A 25,607-nucleotide genomic window follows, 5' to 3' on the forward strand; every position below is an offset into this window, starting at 1 on the left:
ACGTACCCAAACGTGTGCCGCGCGGAACTACCCGAAGGGAGTGGTTTCGCGGGCCTGCCACCGCGATGACGAGCAGGCCGATCGGGTCGGGTCGGCGGGGCTGGCCAGGGGTTTTGGCGTGAACACCGCCGACTGGGAGACTCGGTGACGATCAGTCGGATGTGTTCGGGCGTGTCCGGACGTGTTCGGACGTGCGAGGAAGCGGGGAGACCGGGATGGCCGGGATGAAGACGACGGACGGGCGGGTCTCGCCGCCGCTGACCGGGGGCGAGCGGGAGACGCTGCGGGCGTACCTGGACTTCCACCGGGCGACGCTGGCGATGAAGTGCGCCGGGCTGACCGACGAGCAGCTGAAGCTGCGGTCGAGCCCGCCGTCGACGCTGACGCTGCTCGGGCTGGTGCGGCACATGGCGGAGGTGGAGCGGACCTGGTTCCGGCGGGTGATCAACGGGGAGGACGTCCCGTTCGTCTGGTCCCCCGAGGGCGACTTCCAGGCCGCGTACGACGCGAGCGGGTCCAGCCGGACCGAGGCGTTCGAGGCCTGGGAGGCGGAGGTCGAGCACGCGCGGCGGATCGAGCGGGAGGCGAAGTCGCTGGACGTCACCGCGCACTTCGCGCGCTGGGAGTCGGACGTGTCGCTGCGGCTGGTGATGCTGCACCTGATCCACGAGTACGCCCGGCACAACGGCCACGCCGACTTCCTGCGGGAGGCGATCGACGGGGAGGTCGGCGCGTAGCCGTCACCCGGCGGGCCGCCCGGTGGGCCGCCCGGGGACCGTCGCCCCGGTGGGCGGGCGGAACCCGGGCGGCTCGACGAGGTGCTGCCACTCCTGGTCGGGCCGGCCCGGGACGGTGCGGCCGGCGGCGGTCCACAGACGGGCCAGCTGGGCGAAGATCGGTTCGTCACGCAGAAACGTTTCGTCGTTGGCGCGCGGCGAGGACGGGTGATCGTGGCTCATGACTGGCTAACGACCGAGACGGGCCGCCGCAACCCGCCGGACCCGGACACGCCGACGGGCCGGGTCCGGGTTCACCCGCAGCGGTCGCTTGCTCCGGGGAATCGATGGCTGTCAACATAGACGCATGTCGAATCTGGAACTGCCGGTGCTCGGCCAGGACGACCGGGTGGCGTGCTGCACGCCGATGGTCCGCGAACCGCTGGGCGAGGACGCCGCCGCCGGGCTGGCGAGGATGTTCAAGGCGCTGGCGGACCCGGTGCGGCTGCGGCTGCTGTCCCTGATCGCCTCCCACGAGGGCGGCGAGGCCTGCGTCTGCGACCTCACCGGGCCCTTCGACGTCTCCCAGCCGACCATCTCCCACCATCTGAAGGTGCTGCGCGAGGCCGGGCTGGTCGGCTCCGAGCGGCGCGGGACCTGGGTCTACTACTGGGTGCTGCCCGCCGCGCTCGCCCGGCTCTCCTCGCTGCTCCAGGCACCCACCTCGGTGGAGGAGAGATGACGGCGACGAGCCCGATACCCCTGGCCCGGCGGGCCGCCGCCGAACTGGTCGGCACCGCGGCGCTGGTGGCGGTCGTGGTCGGCTCCGGCATCCAGGCCACCGAGCTGTCCCGGGACGTCGGCCTGCAGCTGCTCGCCAACTCGACCGCCACCGTGTTCGGCCTGGGCGTGCTGATCGCCCTGCTCGGCCCGATCTCCGGCGCCCACTTCAACCCCGCCGTCACCCTCGCCGCCTGGTGGACCGGCCGCCGCGACGGCAGCGGGCCGACGCCGCGCGAGGTCGCCGCGTACCTGCCCGCGCAGACCGCCGGGGCGATCGGCGGCGCGGTGCTCGCGGACGCGATGTTCGGCGAGCCGCTGGTCCGCTGGTCCGGCCACGACCGCTCCGCCCCGCACCTGTGGCTCGGCGAGCTGGTCGCCACCGCCGGGCTGATCCTGCTGGTCTTCGGCCTGGCCCGGGTCGGCCGGGCGGCCGCCGCACCGCTCGCGATCGCCGGGTACGTCGGCGCCGCGTACTGGTTCACCTCCTCCACCAGCTTCGCCAACCCCGCCGTGACGATCGGCCGGGCCTTCACCGACACCTTCGCCGGCATCGCCCCCGCCTCCGTCCCGGGGTTCGTCGCCGCGCAGCTCGCCGGGCTGGTGGTGGGGGTCGCGCTGGTCGCCGTCCTGTTCGGCCGCACCGGCCCGGCCGCTGTCGCCACCACCCGCTGAACCCGAGAGAGAAGCCCCCGCCCATGAGCACCCCCGCCGTCCCGTCCGTCCCGTCCGTCCCGTCCGTGCTGTTCGTCTGCGTCCACAACGCGGGCCGCTCCCAGATGGCCGCCGCCTTCCTCACCCACCTCGGCCGCGACCGCGTCCTGGTCCGCTCGGCCGGCTCGGCCCCCGCCGACACCGTCAACCCGGCCGTCGTCGAGGCCATGCGCGAGGTCGGCGTCGACATCTCCGCCGAGACCCCCAAGGTGCTCACCACCGAGGCCGTCCAGGCCTCCGACGTGGTCATCACCATGGGCTGCGGCGACGCCTGCCCCTACTTCCCCGGCAAGCGCTACCTGGACTGGCAGCTGGACGACCCGGCCGGCCAGGGCGTGGCCGCCGTCCGCCCGATCCGCGACGAGATCGAACGCCGGATCCGCGGCCTGCTCGCCGACCTCGCCGTCGAGCCCGCTGCCTGACCCTCGCCGCCGGGCGGCGTTGTCGGTGGTGGTTGCGATGATCATCGGCATGAGCACCGAGAGCGCCACCGGCGTCGGCTGGACCGCCGACCTGCCCACCACCGTCCAGCTGGTCCGGACCCTGCACGACCTCGACCCCTGCTGGACCAGGGCGGACGTCGAGCGGCTGGTCGCCGACCGGCCCGACTGGAAGATCCGCCGGGAGTTCGCCGACATCCTGGTCGTCGGCCTCCAGGCGGCCCTGCGGTGGCCGGCCGGGGCGGAGCTGTTCCTCGGCACCACCGAGCCCAAGGCCGCCACCTACCGGCGGGCCTGGCTGCCGCTGCTCGACTTCCGCCACGTCGCCTCGGCCGAGGAGCGCCGCGCCGCGCTGCGGACCCTGGCCGAGGCGCTGCGCGGTGTCGGCGCGCCCACCGCCGTCCCGACCGCCGCCGACGGGTTCGGCCTGCGCTGGCGGTCCGCCGAGCGCACCATGCTGCTCCAGGCCAACGACCGCCGCGCCTGGATCGCCGTCCAGCCGCACGTCCGGCCGGTCGACGTCGCGCACGTCAGCCCCGAACTCCCCGCCGTGGTGGCCGCGTTCGTCCCCGCGCTGCACGACGCGCCCGGCGGCCGCTGCCCGGTCGAGGAGGTCGAGCGGATAGCCGGCGGGCAGTCGGGCGTCACCGTGGAGTTCGGCCTGCACTGGGCCGAGATCCGCACCGCGGACGAGCGGTTCCAGCCCTCCTTCGCGTGGTCCGGCGGCCCCGGTCGCACGTACGACGTGCTCGACCTGCACCGGTTCTCGGAGGAGCCGCCCACGCTGGAGCGGCGGCGGGCGGTGTTCGGCGAGATCCACCGCGCCGTCTGCGCCGTCCTCGGCGAACCGACCCTGTTCGGCGGCGGCCCCCACGGCCCCGACGTGCGCTGGCGCGAGGCGGGCGAGGACGGCCGCCTGCTGCGGCTGCGCGCCGACCGGCGCCGGGTCTGGCTGGAGACCGCGCCGGCCGCGGAGGTCGAGGAGGAGGAGCGCGGCACCTTCGAGTACGGCGGCCCGGCCGGCGGCCCCGACGGGCCCAGCGACTTCCCCCGGCTGCCGTACAGCTGGCTGCTCCACCTCCCCTACGAGGCCCCTGGCGACACCGCGACCTACCTGCCCGGCGGCCGGCTCGCGCTGAACCTGCCGCACCTGCGCGAGGGCCTGGAGCACCTGCTGGTGGCCTGGATCGAGCAGTTGCCGGTCCAGCGGCCGGGCGAGAAGGTCACCTTCTCCATCGCCACCCCGCTGATCAGCGGCGGCCTCTCCTTCGCCTACGACCAGGCCAAGGGCATCCTGCTCCGGGTCGGCCCGCGCCCCGGCGAGCCGGCCGAGGTCGCGGCCGCGATGGCGGCGGACGGCTGGCAGCCGTCGGGCAAGCGCTGGAAGGCCGAGTTCAAGAACCCGACGGAGGCCACCGCCGCCCGGGTCGCCGGGCTGATCACCACCGAACTGGCGGCGCGCGGCATCAGCGGCGACTCCGGCTTCGGCCTCGGCCCCGGCCGGGTGACCGCCCGTCGGCTCGGCCTCGGCACGCCGACCCACGGCGCGCACGGCTTCTTCCTGGCCACCGGGCTGGGACTGGAGACCTCGTGAGCCGTCCGCGCCGGCGGGGCTCGCGCGGCGTGGCCGGGAGGGGCGCCGCCGGGGCGCGATCGGGCTCGCAGTTCGGGACAACCGGGCGCTCACCAGGAGAGGTGTGGACCAATCCGAACAATCCCTATGCTCTCACTCTGATCGACCGGATCAAACGGATCATCTGATCGGAATGCGGTGGGGAGCGGCAGTGCGCATCAATCTGCTCGGATCGTTCGAGCTCCAGGACGAACGGGGCAGGACACTGCCGCCACCCGGCCCGAAACGGCGGGCGTTACTGGCCGCGCTCGCCCTGGAGTTCGGCCGGGTCGTCCCGGTGGAGCGGCTGCTCGACCTGCTCTGGGACGGCGCCCCGTCGTCCACCGCCCGGTCCGCCCTCCGCGGGCACGTCACCGCCGTGCGGCGGCTGCTCGCGGCGGCCGCCGACGGCATACCCGTCGGCGGGCCGGTCGCGGAGGACCCGGACGGGCTGCACGTGGTCACCCGGGGCGCCGGCTACGCGCTGCTCGGTGACCCGGAGGCGGTCGACGTGCAGCGCTTCGAGCGGTTGCGCGCCGCGGGGGAGGAGACCGGCGCCGAGACCGCCGACCGGCTGCGCCGCGCGCTCGACCTCTGGCGCGGCCCGGCGCTCGACGGCTGCGGCTCCGGCCGGCTGGCGGCCGAGGCCGGGCCCCGGCTGACGGCCGCCCGCCGGGACACCGTGGAACGCCTCGCCGCCCTGCTGCTCGCCGAGGCGGACGGGTCCGGCGGCGTCGAGGGCTCCGTCGAGGGCTCGGCCGGGGGCTTCGTCGACCGGTTGGGGGAGGTGACGGCCGACCTGGCCGAGCTGGCGGCCGCCGAGCCGGCGCGCGAGTCCGCCGCCGCGCTGCTCGTCCGCTGCCGCACCGTCCTCGCCGGCCTCCTCGCCGCGGCCGGCCGCGGTTACGACGCCATCGCCGTGCTGGAACTCGTCGTCGCCGCCCACGAGGCCCGGGGCGACGCCCCGCTCACCGCCCGCGCGCTGGACGACCTCGCCCACTGCCTCTACCAGGTCGGCGAGGCGGAGCGCGGCCTGGCCGTCACCGAACGGGCCCTCGACCTGATCCACGCGCACCCGGACGACCCGCTCCAGGGAGACCTCCGGTTCGGCCGGGCGGAGGCGCTGCGCGTCCTCGGCCGGGTCGAGGAGGCGCTGGCCGCCCTGACCGAGGTGCTCGCCGTCGCCGAGGAGCAGGGCAACGCCCGGCTCGTCCTGCTCGCGCTGGACTTCCACGGCGCCGTGCTCGCCGAACTCGGCCGCCCGGAGGAGGCCGCCGACTCCCGGCGCCGCGCCCTCGACCTGCGCGAGGCCGTCAACTCTGGCGCCGCGTAGCGAGGTTGAGGGAGGTGGGGGGTCGGGGAGGTCAGGGGAGGCTGCCGGGGGATCACCAGCTCAGCAGGTACGCCCCTCGGCGCAGTCCGGCCAGCACCGCGTCGGCCTGAGCCTCCGGGCCGGGCCGGGCCTCCGGGGCGGCCTGCGCCTCCGGGACGTCCGCGGCCGCTTCCACGCCGGCCCCCGTCCCGGCCCCCGGGACGGTGCCGCCGTGCAGCACGACGTAGTGCAGCGCCGCGCCGGTCGCCCGGCTCTCGCGGCGGAAGGCGTCCAGCGCCGTCGGCGCGACCGACCCCTCCACCACCACCTGGTACCCGCCCGAGGCGAAGGCGAAGGCGGCCTGCGCGGCGGCCGCCAGCGCGGTGGTGTTCTGCCGCCGGGCCTCGGGCAGGTCCGGCGCGACGTACCCCTGCCGGACGGCCCGCTGGAAGTCCGCGGCGCGCAGGTGGACGCTCGGGAAGAGCGCGTCCGCGACCAGCGGGGCGACCGGGCCGCTGCCGGCACCGGCGGCCGGGTCGGAGAGGACGACCACGCTGCCCGCCCCGCGTCCGCCTCCGAGCTCCGGTCCACCTTCGGTCGTACGGTTCACAGCTGCTGATCCCTTCGCGGGCCGGGGACGGACGGGGAGCCGGGGCGGGACGGCCGGAGTGCGCGGGGGCCCGTCCGACGCGGTTCACGGGTCGGACGAACCCGGAAAGGCGGACAGCCGACCGCCGTCCCTTCGAGTGACTGCTGTCGGAGATCAACCTAGTCCACCGCACACCCCGGAGTCGTCCCCTCCCCGGACCTCCGGTGCGCATCTCCGGGGCCGCTACCCCTCCACCCGCAGCACGATCGGATTGGTCAGCGCGGCCATCGGCCCCCACGGCAGGTCCGGACCCATGGCATTGCCCTTGCCGGGCGTCCCGTCCGCCTTCGGGTGCCGGACCTCGGCCCGGACGAACGCGGCGAGCGAGGCGGTGGTCCGCCAGACGACCGTCCCCGCGCCGTCGGCGGGCAGCGACTCCTGGTGCAGCTGGCCCTCGTCGGTCAGGAACCGGACCGTGCCGTTCGGCACCCCCGAGACGGCGAGCCGGACGTCCACCGGGGCGTCGGCCGGGACGCTCAGCTCCTCGCCGATGCCGGCCTGCCGGCCGTGCCCGGTGGCGGTGAACTCCAGCTGCACGGCGGCCGATTCGGCGAGCCAGCTGCGGCCGGACCGGATGCCCTCCAGGACGTTGTCCCGGGTCAGGTCCTCGGCCAGCACGACGGTGTGCGGCGAGCCGATCACCTGCGGGGCGCTGTGCGCGTCGCTGTTGCCGACCGCGGGCAGCCAGGAGCGCCCGTCGCGCAGCGCCACCGCGAGCTGCGCGTCCCAGCTGTCCACCGTCGACTCGTCGTCGTAGGTCCACGGGCCGTTCCACACCTCGACGGCGTCCGCGTCCTCGTAGCCGAACTTCCACTGGCAGGCGACGTACGGGCAGTACGGGTGGGCGGGCACCACCAGGCCGCCCTGCCGACGGACCTGGCGGGCGAACCGGGGGAAGGCCTCGTCCCGGGACCGGTAGCGCCAGTCGACGAACTGGCCCGGGCGCAGGCCCAGCGCCAGCCAGTGGCCGTTGCGGGTGGTGACCTCCTCGCCGAGCATCACCAGCAGGTCCGGCCCGGCCAGCGGGCCCCAGACGCCGTGCGCGGAGCTGGTGTTGTGGTCGGTCGACACGATGAAGTCCAGCCCGGCCGCGCGGGCGCCGGCGGCCACCTCGGCGGGCTGGCGGCGCCCGTCGGAGTGCACGGTGTGCAGGTGGCAGTCGCCCCGGTACCAGGCCCGGCCGCGCCCCCGCGCGCGCTCCGGCGGGTAGGCGGGAGCGAACTCGCCGCCCGGTGCCCCGAACCGCAGGGTGACCTCGACCCGGTACTCCAGCCCCTGCGGCGCCACCTGGTACGGGCCGAGCACCACGTGCCAGCGGCCCGGCCGGATCGCCCCGGGGAGGTAGCCGGGGGTGGCCTGCTCGCGGCTCACCGCGAACTCCGTCCGGAAGCCGCCCGACCAGCCCCGGAAGCCGCGCCCGCCGAGCTCGGTGCCGCGCTCGTCGAACAGGCCGATGTCGCAGGAGTTCCCCGGCGTGCCGGGCGGCACGGCGGGTTTGTCGTACCGGTAGGAGACCGCGATCTCGCGGACGCCCGCCGGTACGTCGAACGGCAGGTGGACGAAGTCCGGCGCCCCGGTCGGCAGCTTGCCGGTCAGGGTGATCGTCCGGTCCGCCCCCGCGCCGCCCTCGGCGGCGTGCGCGCTCCCCGCCCCGACCGTCGTCGCCGCGACGCCCAGGGCGCCCGCCGCCCCGGCCGCCAGCAGCCCGCGCCGCCCGAGCTGTCCGAGCCGCGGTTCCTCGGGGTGCCTGTCCTCCGCCATCGGATCTCCTCCGGTTCGGGTCGCCAGGGACGCCCGCGGCCCCTGCCCGCCGGGCTGCCTACCCGCGCCGGTGAACCCCCGGTGAGCCGGGCCCCACCGGCGTGCGGCGGACCCGTGAAGGCCGACCCGGGTTGCGTCGGGGGCCGTCGACCGGCTTGATAGACGTAGATCATCTGACGGTAGGAATGTTTCGGACAGTTGCGGAGTCTCGATGTCAGTCAATCGGCGGACCCTCCTGGTGGCCGCGGCCGGCACCGCCCTGGCCGCCTGCGCGCCGACCACCCCGGACCGGCCGACCTCCGCCCCGCCCACGTCGCCGTCGGCGTCGGGGGCGCCATCGGCGTCGTCGGCACCGGCGGCTGGTGGGACGGCGTCGGTTGCTCCGGTTGATCCGGCTGACCCGCCCGCCCCCACTCCCACGCCTACCCCCACGCCGTCCGCGACGCCGACGCCTACGCCCACCGCGGCGTCCACCTTCCCCACCCGGGCCGCGATCGTCGCCCGCTACGCCGGCGCCACCCCCACGGCCTGGGGCTTGGAGGTCCCCGGGGTCCTCACCACCGTCCCCGACGTCCCCAGCCCCGCGACCGCCCTCACCTTCGACGCCTGCGGCGGCTCGGGTGGCTCCGGTTACGACGCCGCCCTGATCGACACCCTCCGGGCGCACGGCGTCCCCGCGACCCTCTTCCTGAACGCCCGCTGGATCGACGCCAACCCCGCCCTCTTCGAGGCCCTCGCCGCCGACCCGCTCTTCGAGATCGCCAACCACGGCACCGTCCACCGCCCCCTCTCCGTCACCGGCCGCTCCGCCTACGGCATCCCGGGCACCCGGGACGCCGGCGAGGTCTACGACGAGATCGCGGGCAACCGCGAGAAGCTCACCGCGCTGCTCGGCCGACCGCCCCGGTTCTTCCGCTCCGGCACCGCCCACTACGACGACGTCGCCACCCGGATCGCCGCCGACCTCGGCCAGCTCGTCGCCGGCTTCGCCACCAACGCCGACGGCGGCGCCACCCTGAACGCCGCCCAGGTCAACCGGGAACTGGTCGGCTCCCCGCCCGGGGCCATCGTCATCGGCCACATGAACCACCCCGCCTCCGGCACCGCCCGGGGCCTCGCCACCGCCCTCCCCACCCTCCTCGCCGCCGGCCGCACCTTCACCCGCCTCTCCGACGCCTTCCGCTGAGCCGCCGGGAGGAGGGGTAGCCGTCTCGCGGAGCGGCGCCCGCTGACGGTGGGGGCGGGGAGGGCGGCGGCGGAGGCCCGGCTCGTGTGGGGCTGGGCTCGGCCGGCTGCGCCTTCGGCCGGCCGGTCGGCCGCCGCGGGGCGGTGCCATGCTGCCGTCGGGTGGCCGGTGGCCGGTGGCCGGTGGCCGGTGGCCGTGGGTGGCGGAGGTGGGCAGTGTGGCGGTGACACGGTGGCTCGGGTGGGGGCGGGCTTGGTCGGCTGTCGCGGAGTGGTGCCGTGCTGCCGTAGGGGAGACGAGGCGCGGCGGGTGGTGCTTCGTCCGACTCTCCGACGGCATTCGCTGAGCCGTCAGGCCGCCCGGCTGCGGTCGGGTGGCCGGTGGTTGTGGGTGGTGGAGGTGGGGCTCGCCATTGCGTTCAGTTGCGTCCTCAGGCTGCCGGGTGGGCGTCGGGGGTGCGGTGCCCGGGGACGGTGGAGACCGGGAGGGCGGCGGCGACGCGGAAGCCCGGGCCGTAGGGGGCCGCGCTCAGCAGGCCGCCGAAGAGGGCGACACGTTCGCGCAGGCCGAGCAGGCCGTGGCCGGTCGACAGGTCCTGCTCGCCGCCCGGCGGGCGGCCCGCGCCGTCGTCCACGACCTCGATCAGCAGGGCGTTGTCCCAGGTGATCCGCACCACCGCGCTGGTGCCCGGGCCGGAGTGCTTGGTGATGTTGGTGGCGGCCTCCTGGACGAGCCGGTAGGCGGTCCGGCCGACGCTGTCGTCGATCCGCAGTGGCGTCCCGCTGGTCTCCAGCGAGATCTCGACGCCCGCCCGGCGGACGTCCGCCAGCAGCTGCTCCAGGTCGCCCAGACCGTGGCCGTACCCCTCCTCCACCGGGGTCTCCGAGGTGCGCAGCAGTCGCAGCAGGTGCCGCAGCTCGGCCAGCGTCGACCGGCCCAGGTCCTCGATGTGGCCGAAGGCCTCGCCCTGCGCCGGGTCCGTCAGGGCGGTGATCCGGCCGGTCTCGGCCCGCATCACCATCACCGCGACGGCGTTCGCGACGATGTCGTGCAGCTCGCGGGCGATCCGCAGCCGCTCCTGGGTGACCCGCCGGCGGGCCTCGGCGACCTCCTGGCGTCGGCGTTCGGCGTCCGCCCGGGCGGCGCGGCTCCACCGGGCGAAGCCCCAGACCACCACGGTGACGGGGAGGAAGAAGGCGATGTTGGCGACGAGCACCGGCACGACGAACGGACCGTGGTAGGTGTACGCGTCGTGGTAGACCGTCACGCCCATCGGGGCGAAGGCGAGCACCAGGGCCGCCAGCGCGACCGGCCGCCGGCACTGCGCGGCGACGGTGTAGAGGGCGATCAGCAGGCCGAAGGCCGGCGTGAACTTGAAGACGCCGGCCACCGCCATCACGTTGGCGGCGGTGGTGATCAGCCAGACGGCGGCGAAGGTCGCCACCGGACGGCGGCGCCGCAGGACCAGCGCGACGGCCTCGGCCAGGGTCAGCAGCACCATCCCCAGCCGCTGCGCGCCGTCCGACCGGGGGGAGATGATCGTGCCGAAGTAGAAGAGCTCCGGGATGACGGCCGCGAGCGCCAGGGCGGTGTCCTGCAGCCGGACGGAGTTCAGGTTCAGCAGGCCCCGGGGCCGGTCCTGCGGCGTCGTCATGGTGATCACGCTCCAGGGGAGGGTGAGGGGAGGGTGGCAGGGCGAGTCAGGCCGCGGCCGCGCGGGGCTGGTCGGAGCCGTACTGGCAGTCCGTGCACATCGGGCTGGAGCAGCAGGCGTCCATCGCGTAGCCCTTGACGCTCGTCGAGACGCCGCCGTCGGTCAGGCCGGCCGACGCGGAGTCGAGCCACCACTTCTCCGGCGCGCCGGGCAGCTCCGGGCGGACCACCCGGAAGCCGAGCGCGGCGTAGGCGGCCCACTGGTCGCCGTGGTGGCGGGCCAGGGCGGCGGCGAGCTGCGCGGACGTGTACTTCGGGAGGGTGAACGCGATCTTCGGCGGCCGGACCAGGGTCAGCGTGGCGGCGGCCGTGGTGATGCCGTCCCCGTCGACCGCGGCCAGGCCGATCCCGGCGACCGGGACCAACTGGGCGGTATCGGCGGTACCGGGGGAACGGGAGACCCGGACCAGGAGTCTTCGCCAGGGGCTGGCCAGGACTTCGGGCGGATCCGGTACCAGGACGGTCGCCGCACCGGTGAGGAACCCGTGGGCCACCGTGTCGCCGGGCCCGCCGTCCGGTCGCACCTCGTGCACGGTGATGATCACGGTCGACCCGTCGGTGACAGATTGACTACTCATGGTGATGCCTCTGAATCGATCCGTCCCGCTCCGGGGAGGGCGCGGGTGAATACCTTCACGGTCCTCCCGGTCGTGTCCCAGAAGCATGAGTCCGGGGCCCCACTCGGGCCCCGGACTGCTCAGTCCTCCTTGCTCCGCACGGCCCGGGCCAGGTGCTCGCCGACGGCGACGGTCGTGGGGTGGCTGCTGCCGACGAGTTCCACGAGCCGGGCGTGCGCCGATTCGTACAGGGGGAGGGCCCTGTCGAGCTCGCCCGTGGCCTCGTAGTGGCGGGCCAGGTTGGCGAGCGTGCCGAGGGTGTCGGGGTGGTCCTCGCCGAGCACCCGGGTCCGCTGATAGAGCACGGTCGTGAGCAGCTCGAACGCCCGCTCCGGATCGCCCGCCTCCCGGCAGGCGGCCGCGAGGTTGCTGAGGGTGATCATGGTGGCCGGATTCTCGGGCCCGAGCCGCCGTTGCTGGGTGGCCAGCGCCGTCTCCAGCAGCGCGATGGCGAGGTCGGGGTGCCCCGCGACGAGGTGGCACGTGGCGAGATTGTTGAAGCTGGTCAAGGTGTCGGCGTGCCGCGCACCGAGGATGTCCTGGCGGAGTGCGAGCGTCTCCTCGAACAGGCGGATCGCCTCGTCGGGCTCCTCGGCGGCCTGAAGGGCGCCGGCCAGGTTGCTCATGCTCGTCAGCGTGTCGGGGTGGTCCTCGCCCAGTACCTGTCGGCGCTGGGCGAGGACCAGCCTGCCCAGGTCGAGGCCGCGGGCGAGATCACCGTTCGTCGCGTAGAGGTAGGCCAGGTTGGCGCGGCGGTTCAGGGTGTCGGGGTGCTGCTCCCCGAGGACCTGCTCGGATCGTTCGAGGACGTCGACGTAGATCGGCCGTGCCTCGGACAGCCTGCCGGCCGCCTCCAAGGCGTGCCCGAGGTTGCCCAGTTGGGCCAGCGTGTCCGGGTGGTCGGAGCCGAATGCCTCCTCGGTCTCGGCGAGGGCGGTCCGGAGGAGTGCGATCGCCTCCTCGTAGCGGCCCGTGTCCCCGTAGGCGGTGGCGAGGTTGCCCCGCAGCCGCGCGCCCTGTCGTACCGGGATGGACAGGTCCTTCTCCCACCCGGTCAAGGCATCCTCATGGGAGAGCAGGTGTTCGTAGATCGTGATCGCTTCCCGGTGTCGCCCCGCTGCCTGGTGCGCGGACGCGAGGCCGCCCAGCAGGCTCAGCGTCCTCGGGTGTCGCTCACCGAGGCCGGTGCGGCTCGCGGCCACGGCCCGCCGGTACTGGGTGACGGCTTTCGTGGAACTTCCGAGGCGATGGTAGGCGCTGGCGAGGTTGCCACGGACGTTCAACGTGGTGAGGTCGTGCGGACCGAGGACCCGCATGCTCTGCTCCAGCAGCGGTTCGAGGATCCGAACGGCCTCGCGCGGGCTTCCCGCCGCCTCGTACGCGCCGGCGAGTGCGTTGCGGGAGATGATCGCGTCCGAGGACCCGGTGCCGAATTCGCGGTCCATCCCTTCGCTGTACGCCCTGTGCAGTGGCAGGGCGTGGACGGTCTGCCCTTCGAGCCGGAGATGTATTGCGGCGCGGCCGAACAGCAGCGTCACCTCCAGCCCGGCGCCCTCGGGCGGACCGGTGACGGCCAGGGCGCGGATGTGCGGCATGAGCAGCACCAGCTGTTCGGCGTCGGGCTCCGAGCCCGCCCCGTCGGGGCAGACCACCTCGACGAGCAGCTGTTCCACCTTGCCCCGTGCCCGGAGCGCCCGGGCCCGCGAGTCCGGCAGGGCGCCGGTGTCGTCGCGCAGGACGCTCTGGACCAGGCGGTGGACGCGGGCCTCCCGGTCGGTCAGGGTGATCATGCTGAAGGCGTTCAGCAGGCCCAGCGCCCGGTCCGCCGCGAGCGCGTCCGGGGCGAGGCGGCCAAGCAGTGACCGGGGGCAGCCGTCGGGGTCGAGCCAGGCCAGCGCGTACAGCAGCTCCACCGCCAGCGGGTCGCGCTCCGCTATCGCGGCGAGGGTCAGTCGCCAGGTCCGGGCGACGGTCCGCTCGGCGCCCTCGCTGTGGGCGGACACGTCCAGCTGGAGCGCGAGCCGGCTCCGGTAGGTCGCGAAGTCGGTGACGGTCTCCGAGATGAAGGCCCCGGCCTGGTCCAAGGCGAGCGGCAGGCGCCCCAGCTCCTCGGCCAGCTGCACGGCCTCCCAGCGTGACTCGGTCGACGGCGCGAGGCCCGGCAGGTGGGAGAGGAGCAGGTCGGCGGCGGCCTCCCGGGGCAGGACGCCCAGCGGGACGCGCGTGCGCACCCCGCGCCAGCCGCCGGAGAGCCGGCTGGTCACCAGGTGGTGTCCGCGCCGCAGGCTGCCCAGGTACGGGGTGATGGCCTTCGGGTCCTCGACGTTGTCATACACCAGCAGCCACCGGTCGTGCTGCCGCAGCCAGGCGAGGGCCCACGCGGCGTACGCGGGCCGGCTGTTCTGCTCCGTCACGCTTGCCCAGATCGGGCTCAGGTGCACCGTGATCTCGGCCAGCGCGGCCTCGACCGCGCCGGGCGTGGCCGCGTCGATCCACCACACCAGGTCGTACGACTCCTCGTACACCTGGGCGTACCGCAGGGCGAGCGTGGACTTCCCGACCCCGCCCAGCCCGTGGACCACGACGGCCGGAACCGCGTCCGGCGTCCGGGGTACCACGGTCAACCCCTGGTGCAGTGCGGCGAGTTCCGTCGACCGGCCGGCGAACCACTCCGGCGGTGCCGGCAGGTTCGTGAGACCCTCGGCCGGGGTGTCGGCGGCCGAGCGCGCGGCCTCCGGCGGCAGCCGCACCGTCCGGCCGGTGCTCACGTTCCCCGTGATGGTGCCGAAGTTGACGACCACCCCGTTGCCGGAGACGTGGACCAGGCCCCGGCCCGTTCTCGGCGGTGTGCTCACTCCCCGTCCACCCCGCCGTCGACCGTCCGGGTGGTCACGTTCCCCGTGATGGTGCCGGTGTTGACCACCGCGCCGTGCCCCTCGACCTCGACGTGCACGGTGAGCTGCGGCGCCGCCGGAGCGGGCAGCAGCGCGGCCAACTCCCGCAGCAGTTCGCCGTCCTGGCGCACCGCACCGCGGACGGCCTGGCGCAGCGCGGCCAGCGCGTCCGGGTTCCCCGGCTCCTCCGCCGCCTCCCGGACGCCCGCCTCCAGGACGGCCTGCTGTCCGGCGTCGCCCCGGCGCCAGACCCGCTGGACGATCCGCCGTCCGAGGTTCGCGGTGGCGTCCGCGGCCGCGTCCTCGGCCCGGGTCAGCACCGCGCCCCCGTACGCCGCCACCGCCGCGCCGATCGGCGCCCCCGCCACCTGCATGAACGCGTCCAGTTCCATGATCCCCCTCAACTCCGGTGCCGCCAGCCATGGCTGTCGGGCCGCCCACAGCGTACGGCGCGGCCGCCCGTCAAGAGGGCGGATGTTTCGAGAGGGGGGGCGGATACGTCTATATGACGAAGCATCAGGCATAGTTGTCGCGTTTCGGGGCCCGGGACCGGCCAGTTCGGCGGACGTTGTCCGCTACCGCATTGGCGGAGCCTTGACACTCTTGTCACGTCCCCCCTAATCTCCGAACGTGATTCAGGACTGCTGAACACTCGTAAAGATGAATCGCCGCGCACGAGGTTCAGCTGGAACGAGGAGCTGCCGTCGGGCGCTGTGTGCGACATGAGTCGAATCCGGACGGGGCTACGCCTTGATCGAGTGCCACAAGAAGTCGACACGCTCTGCGATGACCACGTGCCCCCGCGCGTGGGACGTCGAGGGGTCCGCGCCGAGCGCGAACGAAGCGGAGGGGTCGCGGTGAGCCAGAGCACCAGCCAGCGGGGAGACGCCGAGGCGGGGGCGGAGGCCCCCGTCGGGCGTTGGTGGGCCGGGCGCGGGAAGCAGATCGGCGTACTGCTCGCCGCGCAGGCGCTCTACCTCTGCACGATCAGCGTGGACCTGACGCTCAGTGGGCTGGTCGGCTACAAGCTGGCGCCGGACCCGGGCCTGGCCACGCTGCCGTTCGGCCTGATCACCGTGGGGTCCGCCTGCACCACCGGCGTCGCCTCGGCGATCATGGCGCGCTGGGGCCGGCGGGCGGGCTTCATGCTGGGGACCACCCTCGCCACCATCGGCGGTCTGGTCTCGGTGGTCGCCATCCGCCAGGACTCGTTCGCGCTGTTCTGCTTCGGCGCCCTCTGCATCGGCTTCTACCAGGGCTGCGCGGGCTACTACCGCTACGCCGCCGCCGACCAGGTCGCGGCCGAGTTCCGGGCCCGGGCCATCTCGACCGTGCTGACCGGCGGGATCATCGCGGCCGTCTCGGGCCCGTTCATCGCCACCTCGCTGATGAACGTGACCGCGATCGAGTTCGAGGGCTCGTACATCCTGGTCAGCGTGCTGTCGGTGATCTCGATGGGCGCCGTGTCGCTGTTCCGGGACCGCAGTGCCGCCGCGGTGGCGGCCAAGGGCGAGAAGGCGGCCAAGCCGGACAAGTCCTCCCAGCTGCCCTACTCGGCGGTCATCCGGCAGCCCGGCTTCGGGGCCGGCGTGGCCGGCGCGACCATCGGCTACTTCTTCATGATGGTCATCATGACGGTCGGCCCGATCGCCGCCATGAAGGACGGTCACGGGCCCGAGGCGCGGACCCTGATGATCCAGCTGCACATGGTCGGCATGTACGCACCGGCCCTGATGGCGGGTTACCTGGTCCGCAAGGTGGGCGTCCGCTGGCTGCAGATCCTGGGGACGGTGCTCGGCATCCTGGGCGTGGGCGTCGGCGCCGTCGACGACAGCGAGATGGGCTACATCCTGGCGCTCACCCTCGTCGGCGTCTCCTGGAGCTTCCTCTACATCTCCGGCTCCAGCCTGATCGCCCTGTCCTACCAGCCCAAGGACCGGGCCCGGACCCAGGCCTTCGGCGAGGCGCTGATCATGGGCAGCTCCGCGATCGGCGGGCTCAGCGCGGCCTCGCTGCTCGACAACTTCGGCTGGTCCACGCTCAACGTGATCATGCTGCCGCTGCTGGCCGTCTGCGGCGCGGTCACGATCGCCCACCGGACGCCCAAGCCCGAGGCGGCCGCGGGCGCGTAGGCCCGCCCGCCCACCGGGAGGCCCCGCTGCCGGGGCCTCCCGGAGCCCACTCGCGGCGCCCTGCCCGCCCGCGGCCCACCCGCCTGCCCGCAACCGCACCAAGCCGCACCCAGCCGCCCGGAACCCTCCCGGAACTTCCTGCCGAGGCGCCGAGGATCAATCAGTCGTTCACAGACCAATCGTTCACGTAGCAGTCGCCCGCGCAGCCGTCGTCACAGCATGCCGATCGTACGAGGGGGAACCGACCGTGCTCTTTTCCATGACGTTCGAAGGACAGATGGCGGATCCGGCGGACGAACACCGCGTCCTGCGCCACTGCGTCGAACAGGCCGTCTACGCCGAGGAGATGGGGTTCGACCGGATCTGGGCGGTCGAGCACCACGGCCTCCAGTGGTGTGCCCACATGAGCGCCCCCGAGGTGTTCCTGTCGACGGTCGCCGCGCGCACCAGACGGATCCGGGTCGGCCACGGCGTCGTCTGCCTGCCCTTCAAGGTCAACCACCCGATCCGGGTGGCCGAGCGCGCGGCCATGCTCGACCTGCTGTCCGACGGCCGGCTGGACGTGGGCGTCGGCCGGGGCGCGACCCTGGTGGAGACCTCGCTGTTCGACGTCGACCCCGAGGCCACCCACGCCGAGCTCGACGAGGGACTGCGGATCCTCGCCGCCGCGTGGAAGGACGACGTGCTGGAGTGGCACGGCCCGCTGCTGGACATCGGCCCGCGCCGGCTCCAGCCGCGCCCGGTCCAACTGCCGCACCCGCCGCTGTTCATGGCGTGCAGCCGGTCCGAGACCGTCGAGCTGGCGGCCGAGTACGGCGTCGGCGCGCTCGTCATGGGCTTCGGCGGCATCGAGGAGGTGCGCAAGCTCCGCAAGGTCTACGACGACGCGATCGCGGACCGCAGCGGCAAGAAGCTGGTCTCCACCGTCGTCAACGACCACCTCGCCGCGCTCTGTCCGACCGTCGTGCTGGAGGACGGGCAGCGGGCCCTGGAGATGGGGCTGCGCGGCCAGCGCTTCTTCGCCCAGTCGATCGGCCACTACTACATGGACCGGCCGCGCCCGGACGAGTCGGTCGACCCGGCGACCGGCGAACTCGGCCGCCCCGAGGCCGAGCCGGACCAGGGGCGCGCGATGGACCGCGCCCGCGAGGACCAGGTCGCCTTCCTCAACGAGGCCCGGATCCCCGCGAACCCGACCACGCTCGGGGTCTTCAACACCGAGCACGCCTACGGCACCCCGGAGCAGGCCATCCGCTACGTCGAGCAGTTGCAGGCGGCGGGGGCCGACGAGGTGATCTGCCTGATCCAGATGGGGACCGTGCCGCTGGAGGCGTGCATGGAGACCATCCGCCTGTGGGGCGAGCACGTGATCCCCCACTTCCGTCGCTGAGTCCACGCGTTCGCACCGTCGGCGGATCCGCCGGAAGAACCACCGGCGCACCCGTCGGAGAAGCCACCGGAGCAGCAGCCGGGGCATCCGCACCGATCTGCACCGTCCTTCCGCACCGAATCGAGGAGTACGCCATGGAGCACAACGACTTCGACATAGACCTGCCCTCGGGCCGGGTGCGCGTGCGGCGCTGGGGCCAGGAGGACCGACCGGTCGTCTTCGGGGTCTCGGGCCTGACCGCGAACCTGTCCTGCTTCGAGATCCTCGCCGAGCGCCTGGTGGCCGCGGGCTTCCAACTGCTGGCCCACGACATGCGCGGCAGAGGCGTCAGCGACAACACCGCGCCGGGCACCTACGGGTGGCCGGCCCACGCCCGCGACATCGTCGGGATCGCGGACGCCCTGGGCATCGCGCGGTTCGACTACATCGGCTGGTCCACCGGGAGCCTGATCGGCCTGCACATCCACAAGTCGGACCCCGAGCGGCTGCGCCGGCTGGTGCTGCTGGACCAGGTCGCCGCCGCCCCGGACGACGTCCTCGACGTCGCCCGGCAGGTGATCGACCGGCTGGACGCGACCGTGCCCTCGCTCCCGGGCTACATCGAGCAGGTGGCCGGCATGGGCCTGATCCGGCCGTGGGACGAGATGTGGGCGCGCTACCTGGAGTACGAGATGGAGCCGGTCGAGGGCGGCTGGCGTTCGCGCACCTCGAAGGCCGCGGTGCTGGAGGACTTCGAGTGGGACCTCCACCACGACGGCCGCGACCTCTGGGAGGACGTCACCTGCCCGGTGCTGCTGGTCCGCGGCATGGAGGCGCTGACGCCGACCAGCGGGCTGATCGTTCCCGAGGAGACCTACCAGGACTTCCTGAAGGCCGTCCCGGCGACCGAGGTCGTCGAGGTCGACCGGAGCCACTACGGCGTCGGGATCAGCGAGGTGACGGGCTCGGCCGTCGTGGAGTTCCTCTCCCGCCCCTGAGGCCGGGGAGGCCCGAGGGCAGGGCCGACGGCCGGGCACCCGCCCGGCCGTCGGATGGGCGGCGCGGGGGCAGGCTCCGTTCAGACGAAACGTTCATGCGAAGCGCTCGTGCGAGGCGTTGTCGTGAAGCGTTGGTGAGAGACGTTCACGTGCTGCGGCACGCGGTGATCGACGGGGGGACGGGGCGTGGCCGGAACGGCAACCGCCTCCGCTCGGCTGGAGGAGGAGCGGTCATGAGGCAGAACAAGGTGACGGTCGTCGGGATCGGCGGATCGACCCGGGCCGGTTCGACGGCGGAGTCCGCGCTGCGCGCGGTGCTGGCCCGGGCGGAACGGCTCGGCGCGGAGGTCAGGCTGATCGCGGGCCCCGATCTGCGGCTGCCGCTCTACGACCCGAAGGAGGCGGTCCGCTCCCCGCAGGCGAGCCGGCTGATCTCGGAGATCGCCGCGGCGGACGGGCTCGTCCTCGCCAGCCCGGCCTATCACGGCGGCATGTCCGGGCTGGTGAAGAACGCCCTCGACCACGTCGAGGAGCTGCGGGAGGACGTCCGCCCCTACTTCACCGACCGCCCGGTGGGCTGTGTCGCGGTCGGCCAGGGCTGGCAGGGCGCGGTGGCCACGCTGGCGGCGCTGCGGGACACCGTGTTCGCGCTGCGCGGCTGGCCCACCCCGCTCGGGGTCGCGCTGAACACCGCCGAGGCGGGCTTCGACCCGGTCAGCGGGCGGTACTCGGACGAGCGGCTCCAGGGCCAACTGGAGGCGATGGCCGGCCAGGTGGTGGAGTTCGCCCGGATGCGCCGCGCCGCGACCCTGGCGTCGTCCCCCGCAGCGGCACTGTCCACCACGCCGTCATCGGCCGCGGAACTCGACTCCCGGGTCCCGGCCGGCGCCGACGCGGGGCGGTCGTCATGACCAACCCCGTGGACCAGGACCTCCGGGTGCCCGCCGGGCGCGAGGGCGGGCGCGACGGCGGCCGCGACCCGCAGGCGGAGCGCCGGCTCTGGCTGCGGCGCTACCACCCCTCGCCCGACCCGGCCGCCCGCCTGGTCTGCCTGCCGCACTCCGGCGGCGCCGCGCCCTACTTCCGCGCCCTCTCCGAGGCGCTGTCCCCGGCCGTCGAGGCCGTGGCGGTGCAGTACCCCGGCCGCCAGGACCGCCGCACCGAACCGCTGGTCGGCGACCTGGGCGAACTCGCCACCCGGCTCGCCGAGGTCCTGGACGACCTGCTGACCGACGAACCCGGGCCGTTCGCCCTGTTCGGCCACAGCATGGGCGCGCTGCTCGCCTTCGAGGTGGCCCGGCGGCTGGAGCAGGACGGCCGCGAGGTGGCCGGCCTCTTCGTCTCCGGGATGCGGGCGCCCTCCGCACAGCGCAACGAGTGGCTGCACCTCGCCGAGGACGCCGAACTCCTCCGGGAGGTCCGCGGGTTGGGCGGCACCGAGGCCCGGCTGCTGGAGGACGAGGAGATCGTCCGGGCGGCCCTCCCGGTGATCCGCAGCGACACCCGGGCGGTGGAGACCTACCACTACCGGGCCGCGTCCGGGGCCGGGGCGGATCTGCGCTGCCCCGTCATCGCCCTCACCGGTACCGAGGATCCGCGGGTCACCCCGGTCGAGGCGGGGACGTGGCGCGACCACACCTCCGGCGGATTCGAACTGCACGCCTTCCCCGGCGACCACTTCTACCTGAACGCGTTCACCGCCGCGCTCGGCCGCCTGATGAGAGCGCGACTGACTGGGGGTCCTGATGAGTGACGTGCACCTCTCGGCCGACCGAACCGACGCGACCGACGCGACCGACCCGATCGGCGCGACCGACCCGATCGGCACGGCCGCGGGTACGACCGAGCCCATCGCCGTCATCGGCTACGCCTGCCGCCTGCCCCAGGCGCCCGACCCGGCGGCCCTGTGGGAGCTGCTGCGCGCCGGGGCCTCCGGGATCACCGGCATCCCGGACGACCGGACCGACCTCGCCCCGCTCGCCGCCGTCGCCGCCCGCCGCCCCGGCCTGCGCCAGGGCGGGTTCGTCGAGCAGGTCGACCGCTTCGACGCGGCCTTCTTCGGGATCCCGCCGCGCGAGGCCGCCGCCATGGACCCCCGCCAGCGCCTGGCCCTCGAACTCGGCTGGGAGGCGATCGAGCACGCCGGCCTGCTCCCCGGCGCCCTCGCCGACAGCGCGACGGGCGTGTTCGTCGGCGCCAGCGGCGACGACTACGCGCGCCTGCACCGCGACCCGGCCGGCACCGACCACCTCTCCTTCACCGGCCTCAACGGCGCGATGCTGGCGAACCGGATCTCCTATGTGCTGCGCCTGGGCGGCCCCAGCCTGACCATCGACACCGCGCAGTCCTCCTCGCTGGTCGCCGTGCACGCGGCGTGCGCCGCGCTGCGCCGCGGCGAGGCCTCGGCGGCCCTGGCCGCGGGCGTCAACCTCAACCTGGCCCCGGAGAGCTGGCTGGCCATGGCCGAACTCGGCGCGCTGTCGCCGGACGGCCGCTGCTTCACCTTCGACGCGCGCGCCAACGGCTTCGTGCGGGGCGAGGGCGGCGCGGCCGTCCTGCTCAAGCCGCTCTCCCGGGCCGTCGCCGACGGCGACCGGATCCACGCCGTCATCCTCGGCAGCGCGGTCAACAACGACGGCGGCGGACCCGGGCTGACGGTGCCCAACGTGCGGGCGCAGCAGGACGTGCTGCGCGCGGCCTGCGCCGACGCCCGCGTCGACCCGCTCGACGTCCAGTACGTGGAGCTGCACGGCACCGGCACCAAGGTCGGCGACCCGGTGGAGGCGGCCGCCCTCGGCGCGGTGTTCGGCGCCGGACGGGCGCCCGCCGACGCGCTGCAGGTCGGCTCGGTCAAGACCAACGTGGGCCACCTGGAGAGCGCGGCCGGGATCGTCGGCCTGGTCAAGGTCGTCGCCTCGGTCGGCCACCGGGAGCTGCCGCCCAGCATCAACGTCGAGGAGGAGAACCCGGCGCTCGACCTGGCCGCCCGCCGCCTGCGGGTGCGCCGGGAGGGCGGGGCCTGGCCGCACCCGGACCGGCCGCTGCTCGCCGGGGTGAGCTCGTTCGGCCTCGGCGGCACCAACTGCCACGTCCTGGTCTCGGACCTGCCCGAGGCCGCCTCCGAAGCCGGTTCCGACCCCGCCTCCGACACCGTTTCCGACGCCGGTTCCGGCGCGACGCCCGACCCGGCGCCCGTGCCGTGGGTGCTCTCCGGCCGCACGCCCGGTGCGCTGCGGGCCCAGGCGGCCCGCCTGCTGGACCACCTCGACTCCCGCACCCCGGCCGGCGCGGCCGACCTCGGCCACTCGCTGGCCACCTCCCGCACCGCGTTCGAGCACCGTGCCGCGCTGGTCGGCGCGACGGCGGCGGACTTCGTCCCGCAGCTGACGGCGCTCCGGGACGGCGTGACCCCGGCCCCGGCCCCGCTGCGCACCGGCGGGCCGGTCGAGGGCGGACTGGCCTTCCTATTCCCCGGCCAGGGAGCCCAACGAGCAGGGGCCGGAGCGGAGTTGCACGCGGCGTTCCCGGTCTTCGCGGCCGCCTACGACGCGGTCCGCGCGGAGTTCGCCCGGCACCTGGAGCGCGACGTCGCGGAGATCGCGTTCGCGCCCGAGGGCTCCGCCGAGGCGGCCCTGCTGGACCTGACGCTGCACACCCAGACGGCCCAATTCGCCCTGGAAGTCGCGCTGTTCCGGCTGTTCGAGGACTGGGGCGTCCGACCGGACCTGCTGCTCGGCCACTCGATCGGCGAACTCGCCGCCGCGCACCTGGCCGGCGTGCTGTCGCTGCCGGACGCGTGCACGCTGGTCGCCGCGCGCGGCACGCTGATGCAGGCGCTGCCCGCCCGGGGCGCGATGGTCTCGCTCCAGGCCGGGGAGGCCGAGGTGCGGGAGTCGATCGGCGCGCGGGCCGGCGCGGTGGACATCGCGGCGCTCAACGGGCCGACGTCCACGGTGATCTCCGGCGATGCGGACGCGGTGGCCGAACTCGCCGAGGAGTGGGCGCGGCGCGGCCGGAAGACCCGCCGGCTGAGGGTGAGCCACGCCTTCCACTCCGCCGACATGGAGCCGATGCTGGCGGAGTTCGAGCGGGTGGCCGAGGGCCTGACCTTCCGGGCGCCCGGCATCCCGCTGGTCTCCAACCTGACCGGCCGGGTGGTCACCGACGACGTCCTCGGCCCCGCGTACTGGGTCCGGCACGTCCGGGAGGCGGTGCGCTTCGCCGACGGGGTCGACAGCCTCTACGCCGCCGGCGCGGGCACCTTCCTCGAACTCGGCGCCGGCGGCACCCTGTCGGCGATGGCCCGGCTGGGCGCGGACGACCGGCGGGCGGACGCGTTCCTCCCCGCCCTCCCGGCGAACCGGGGCGAGGCCGAGGCGGTGCTGGCCGCACTGGGCGGCCTGTACGTCCGGGGCGCGGAACCGGCCTGGGACCGGGTCTTCGGCGACGCCCGCCGGGTCGACCTGCCGACCTACGCCTTCCAGCGCGAACGCCACTGGCGCGGCTCGACGGCGATGCAGGCCACTGACGAGGCGGCCGTCCCGCAGCCGGCCCCGGAGCCGCGGCCCGTGGCGGAACCCGCCCTGGACCCGCTGGAGTTGATCCGCTCCACGGCGGCCGCCGTCCTCGGCCACGCGGACCGCACCGCGATCGACCCGGCCCGGGCGTTCAGCGAGCTGGGCTTCGACTCGATCATGCTGATGCAACTGCTGGACGGGGTGGGCACGGCGACCGGTCTCACCCTGCCGCCGGCCATCGTCTTCGACCACCCGAACGCCGACGCCCTGGCCCGCTTCGTGCACGCCGAGCTCACCGGCGCCGGGGATCCGGAGCCGCAGACCGGCACCCGGCCTGAACTCCCCCTGGACGACGACCCCATCGTGATCGTGGGCATGGCCTGCCGCTACCCGGGCGGCGTGTCCTCGCCGGACGAGCTGTGGGACCTGGTCGCCGCCGGCTCGGACGTCATCACCGACTTCCCGGACGACCGGGGCTGGGACCTCGACGCGCTCTACGACCCGGACCCGGAGCGGCCCGGCACGACCTACGTCCGGCACGGCGGCTTCCTGGCCGACGCCGCCGGGTTCGACGCGGGTTTCTTCGGGATCTCGCCGCGCGAGGCGCTGGCGATGGATCCGCAGCAGCGGCTGCTGCTGGAGTCCTCCTGGGAGGCGATCGAGCACGCGGGCATCGACCCGACCGCGCTGCGCGGCGAACAGGTCGGCGTCTTCGTCGGGGCGACCGGCAACGACTACGGCTCCTCCCTGCACGAGCCGCTCGAAGGCTTCGACGGCTACCAACTCACCGGCAGCACACCGAGCGTGGCGTCCGGGCGGGTCGCTTACAGCCTCGGCCTGGCGGGCCCGGCGGTGACGGTGGACACGGCGTGCTCCTCCTCGTTGGTGGCGCTGCACCTGGCCGCGCGCTCGCTGCGCTCGGGCGAGTGCTCGATGGCGCTGGCGGGCGGGGTCACCGTGATGCCGAACCCCGGGATGTTCGTGGAGTTCAGCCGCCAGCGCGGCTTGGCCGTGGACGGCCGGTGCAAGGCCTTCGGCGCCGACGCCGACGGCACCGCCTGGGCCGAGGGCGTGGGCGTGCTGCTGGTCCAGCGGCTGTCGGACGCGCGCCGGGAGGGCCGGCGGGTGTGGGCGGTGCTGCGGGCCAGCGCGATCAACCAGGACGGTGCCAGCAACGGCCTGACCGCCCCCAACGGAGCGGCTCAACAGCGTGTGATCCGCCAGGCGTTGGCGCAGGCCGGGCTGGCGGCGTCCGAGGTGGACGTCGTGGAGGCGCATGGCACGGGGACCCGGCTCGGCGACCCGATCGAGGCGCAGGCGCTGCTGGCCACCTATGGCGGTGTGGAGCGTGAACGTCCGCTCTGGCTGGGCTCGTTGAAGTCGAACATCGGCCACTCCCAGGCGGCGGCGGGGGTGGGTGGTGTGATCAAGATGGTGCAGGCGATGCGGCACGGGGTGCTGCCCCGGACGCTGCACGCGGAGGTGCCGTCGCCGCACGTCGACTGGGACTCCGGTGCGGTCCGATTGCTGACGGAGAGTCAGAAGTGGATCATCGAAGGCCGTCCGCGTCGGGCCGCCGTGTCCTCGTTCGGGATCAGCGGTACGAACGCGCACGTCATCCTGGAAGCCGCGCCGGAACCGGAGCCCGTACCGGCCGTCGAGGCCGAGTCCCTCCCGGCCTGGGTGCTGTCGGGGCGTTCGGCGGAGGCCCTGGGCGAGCAGGCGGCGCGGCTGTCGGCCGCGGTCGCGGAGCTGCCGGCGGCGGATGTCGCGGTGTCGCTGGCGGCGCGCCCGGCGTTCGAGCACCGCGCGGTGATCCTGGGTGCCGACCGGGCCGAACTGCTGGGCGGTCTGGGCCGGTTGGCGGCGGACCCGGCCGACGGCGTGTCGGGCCGGACCGTCGAGGGTGTCGATCGTGGTGTGGTGTTGGTGTTTCCGGGTCAGGGGTCGCAGTGGCGGGGGATGGGTGCCGGGCTGTGGGAGTCGAGTGCGGTCTTCCGTGGGGCGGTGAGGGAGTGTGCGGAGGTTTTGGATCCGTTGGTGGGGTTTTCGGTGGTGGATGTGGTGTGTGGGCGGGTGGGGATGCCGGAGACGGTGTTGCCGGGTGGTGGTGTGGTGGATCGGGTGGATGCGGTGCAGCCGGTGTTGTTCGCGGTGATGGTGGGGTTGGCGCGGGTGTGGGGGTCGTGGGGTGTGC

20 protein-coding genes are annotated in these 25,607 nt (G+C 74.4%); 13 read left to right on the plus strand and 7 right to left on the minus strand.

What is annotated here, in order from left to right:
* Window positions 1-224: 224 nt before the first annotated feature.
* On the plus strand, window positions 225-737 hold the full coding sequence (locus AB0N76_RS28845; RefSeq protein ID WP_363562001.1) for a DinB family protein: 513 nt from the start codon (window positions 225-227) through the stop codon (window positions 735-737).
* Between the two features lie 3 nt (window positions 738-740).
* Here the strand turns inward: AB0N76_RS28845 and AB0N76_RS28850 are convergent, their stop codons facing one another.
* Window positions 741-959, minus strand: coding sequence for a hypothetical protein (locus AB0N76_RS28850; protein WP_363561963.1), 219 nt, complete (start codon window positions 957-959; stop codon window positions 741-743).
* Window positions 960-1,083: 124 nt separating this feature from the next.
* Here AB0N76_RS28850 and AB0N76_RS28855 point away from each other — a divergent pair, with 124 nt between their 5' ends.
* The 5 genes from AB0N76_RS28855 (at window position 1,084) to AB0N76_RS28875 (ending at window position 5,595) form a co-directional block, all read left to right on the plus strand.
* A complete protein-coding gene (locus tag AB0N76_RS28855; RefSeq protein ID WP_363561965.1) occupies window positions 1,084-1,458 on the plus strand; it encodes a metalloregulator ArsR/SmtB family transcription factor in 375 nt (124 codons plus the stop codon).
* On the plus strand, window positions 1,455-2,171 hold the full coding sequence (locus tag AB0N76_RS28860) for an aquaporin (protein ID WP_363561967.1): 717 nt from the start codon (window positions 1,455-1,457) through the stop codon (window positions 2,169-2,171). Before AB0N76_RS28855 ends, AB0N76_RS28860 begins: the two co-directional genes overlap by 4 nt.
* 23 nt (window positions 2,172-2,194) lie before the next feature.
* Entirely contained in the window at window positions 2,195-2,632 is a 438-nt protein-coding gene (locus AB0N76_RS28865) for an arsenate reductase ArsC (protein ID WP_363561969.1), read from the plus strand.
* 49 nt (window positions 2,633-2,681) lie between these two features.
* Window positions 2,682-4,244, plus strand: a complete 1,563-nt coding sequence (locus AB0N76_RS28870) for a hypothetical protein (RefSeq protein WP_363561971.1) — start codon at window positions 2,682-2,684, stop codon at window positions 4,242-4,244.
* Window positions 4,245-4,434: 190 nt separating this feature from the next.
* Window positions 4,435-5,595 (plus strand): tetratricopeptide repeat protein, encoded by a 1,161-nt coding sequence (locus AB0N76_RS28875; protein WP_363561973.1) that lies wholly within the window; start codon window positions 4,435-4,437, stop codon window positions 5,593-5,595.
* Between the two features lie 52 nt (window positions 5,596-5,647).
* Here AB0N76_RS28875 and AB0N76_RS28880 read toward each other — a convergent pair whose 3' ends face one another.
* A complete protein-coding gene (locus AB0N76_RS28880) occupies window positions 5,648-6,184 on the minus strand; it encodes a hypothetical protein (RefSeq protein WP_363561975.1) in 537 nt (178 codons plus the stop codon).
* A gap of 222 nt (window positions 6,185-6,406) precedes the next feature.
* Complete coding sequence (locus AB0N76_RS28885) at window positions 6,407-7,984, minus strand: CehA/McbA family metallohydrolase (protein WP_363561977.1); 1,578 nt, start codon at window positions 7,982-7,984, stop codon at window positions 6,407-6,409.
* A 211-nt stretch (window positions 7,985-8,195) separates the two neighbouring features.
* Here AB0N76_RS28885 and AB0N76_RS28890 point away from each other — a divergent pair, with 211 nt between their 5' ends.
* On the plus strand, window positions 8,196-9,170 hold the full coding sequence (locus AB0N76_RS28890) for a polysaccharide deacetylase family protein (RefSeq protein ID WP_363561979.1): 975 nt from the start codon (window positions 8,196-8,198) through the stop codon (window positions 9,168-9,170).
* 430 nt (window positions 9,171-9,600) lie between these two features.
* On the opposite strand, the gene AB0N76_RS28895 is transcribed toward AB0N76_RS28890, so the two are convergent.
* The 4 genes from AB0N76_RS28895 to AB0N76_RS28910 all read right to left on the minus strand — a co-directional run bounded on the left by AB0N76_RS28895 (window position 9,601) and on the right by AB0N76_RS28910 (window position 14,786).
* Window positions 9,601-10,824 carry a histidine kinase gene (locus AB0N76_RS28895; RefSeq protein ID WP_363561981.1) on the minus strand — a complete coding sequence of 408 codons (1,224 nt, stop codon included), beginning with the start codon at window positions 10,822-10,824 and terminating at the stop codon, window positions 9,601-9,603.
* Between the two features lie 46 nt (window positions 10,825-10,870).
* Complete coding sequence (locus AB0N76_RS28900) at window positions 10,871-11,461, minus strand: hypothetical protein (protein WP_363561983.1); 591 nt, start codon at window positions 11,459-11,461, stop codon at window positions 10,871-10,873.
* Window positions 11,462-11,580: 119 nt separating this feature from the next.
* The gene (locus AB0N76_RS28905; RefSeq protein WP_363561985.1) at window positions 11,581-14,355 is read right to left on the minus strand and encodes a tetratricopeptide repeat protein; all 2,775 of its coding nucleotides are present in this window, start codon (window positions 14,353-14,355) and stop codon (window positions 11,581-11,583) included.
* Window positions 14,352-14,786, minus strand: coding sequence for a hypothetical protein (locus AB0N76_RS28910; protein ID WP_363561987.1), 435 nt, complete (start codon window positions 14,784-14,786; stop codon window positions 14,352-14,354). The genes AB0N76_RS28905 and AB0N76_RS28910 overlap by 4 nt, the downstream gene beginning before the upstream one ends.
* A gap of 465 nt (window positions 14,787-15,251) precedes the next feature.
* Here AB0N76_RS28910 and AB0N76_RS28915 point away from each other — a divergent pair, with 465 nt between their 5' ends.
* The 6 genes from AB0N76_RS28915 to AB0N76_RS28940 form a co-directional block, all read left to right on the plus strand.
* Window positions 15,252-16,526, plus strand: coding sequence for an MFS transporter (locus tag AB0N76_RS28915; protein WP_363561989.1), 1,275 nt, complete (start codon window positions 15,252-15,254; stop codon window positions 16,524-16,526).
* Window positions 16,527-16,773: 247 nt separating this feature from the next.
* Window positions 16,774-17,916, plus strand: coding sequence for an LLM class flavin-dependent oxidoreductase (locus AB0N76_RS28920; protein ID WP_363561991.1), 1,143 nt, complete (start codon window positions 16,774-16,776; stop codon window positions 17,914-17,916).
* Between the two features lie 134 nt (window positions 17,917-18,050).
* The gene (locus AB0N76_RS28925) at window positions 18,051-18,893 is read left to right on the plus strand and encodes an alpha/beta hydrolase (RefSeq protein ID WP_363561993.1); all 843 of its coding nucleotides are present in this window, start codon (window positions 18,051-18,053) and stop codon (window positions 18,891-18,893) included.
* A 233-nt stretch (window positions 18,894-19,126) separates the two neighbouring features.
* A complete protein-coding gene (locus AB0N76_RS28930; protein ID WP_363561995.1) occupies window positions 19,127-19,804 on the plus strand; it encodes an NAD(P)H-dependent oxidoreductase in 678 nt (225 codons plus the stop codon).
* The gene (locus tag AB0N76_RS28935) at window positions 19,801-20,646 is read left to right on the plus strand and encodes an alpha/beta fold hydrolase (RefSeq protein WP_363561997.1); all 846 of its coding nucleotides are present in this window, start codon (window positions 19,801-19,803) and stop codon (window positions 20,644-20,646) included. The genes AB0N76_RS28930 and AB0N76_RS28935 overlap by 4 nt, the downstream gene beginning before the upstream one ends.
* A partial coding sequence (locus tag AB0N76_RS28940; RefSeq protein WP_363561999.1) for a type I polyketide synthase occupies window positions 20,639-25,607 on the plus strand: 4,969 nt, incomplete at its 3' end. The genes AB0N76_RS28935 and AB0N76_RS28940, both read left to right, overlap by 8 nt.

It is taken from the genome of Kitasatospora sp. NPDC093806 (assembly GCF_040683335.1).
Taxonomy (GTDB): Bacteria; Actinomycetota; Actinomycetes; order Streptomycetales; family Streptomycetaceae; genus Kitasatospora.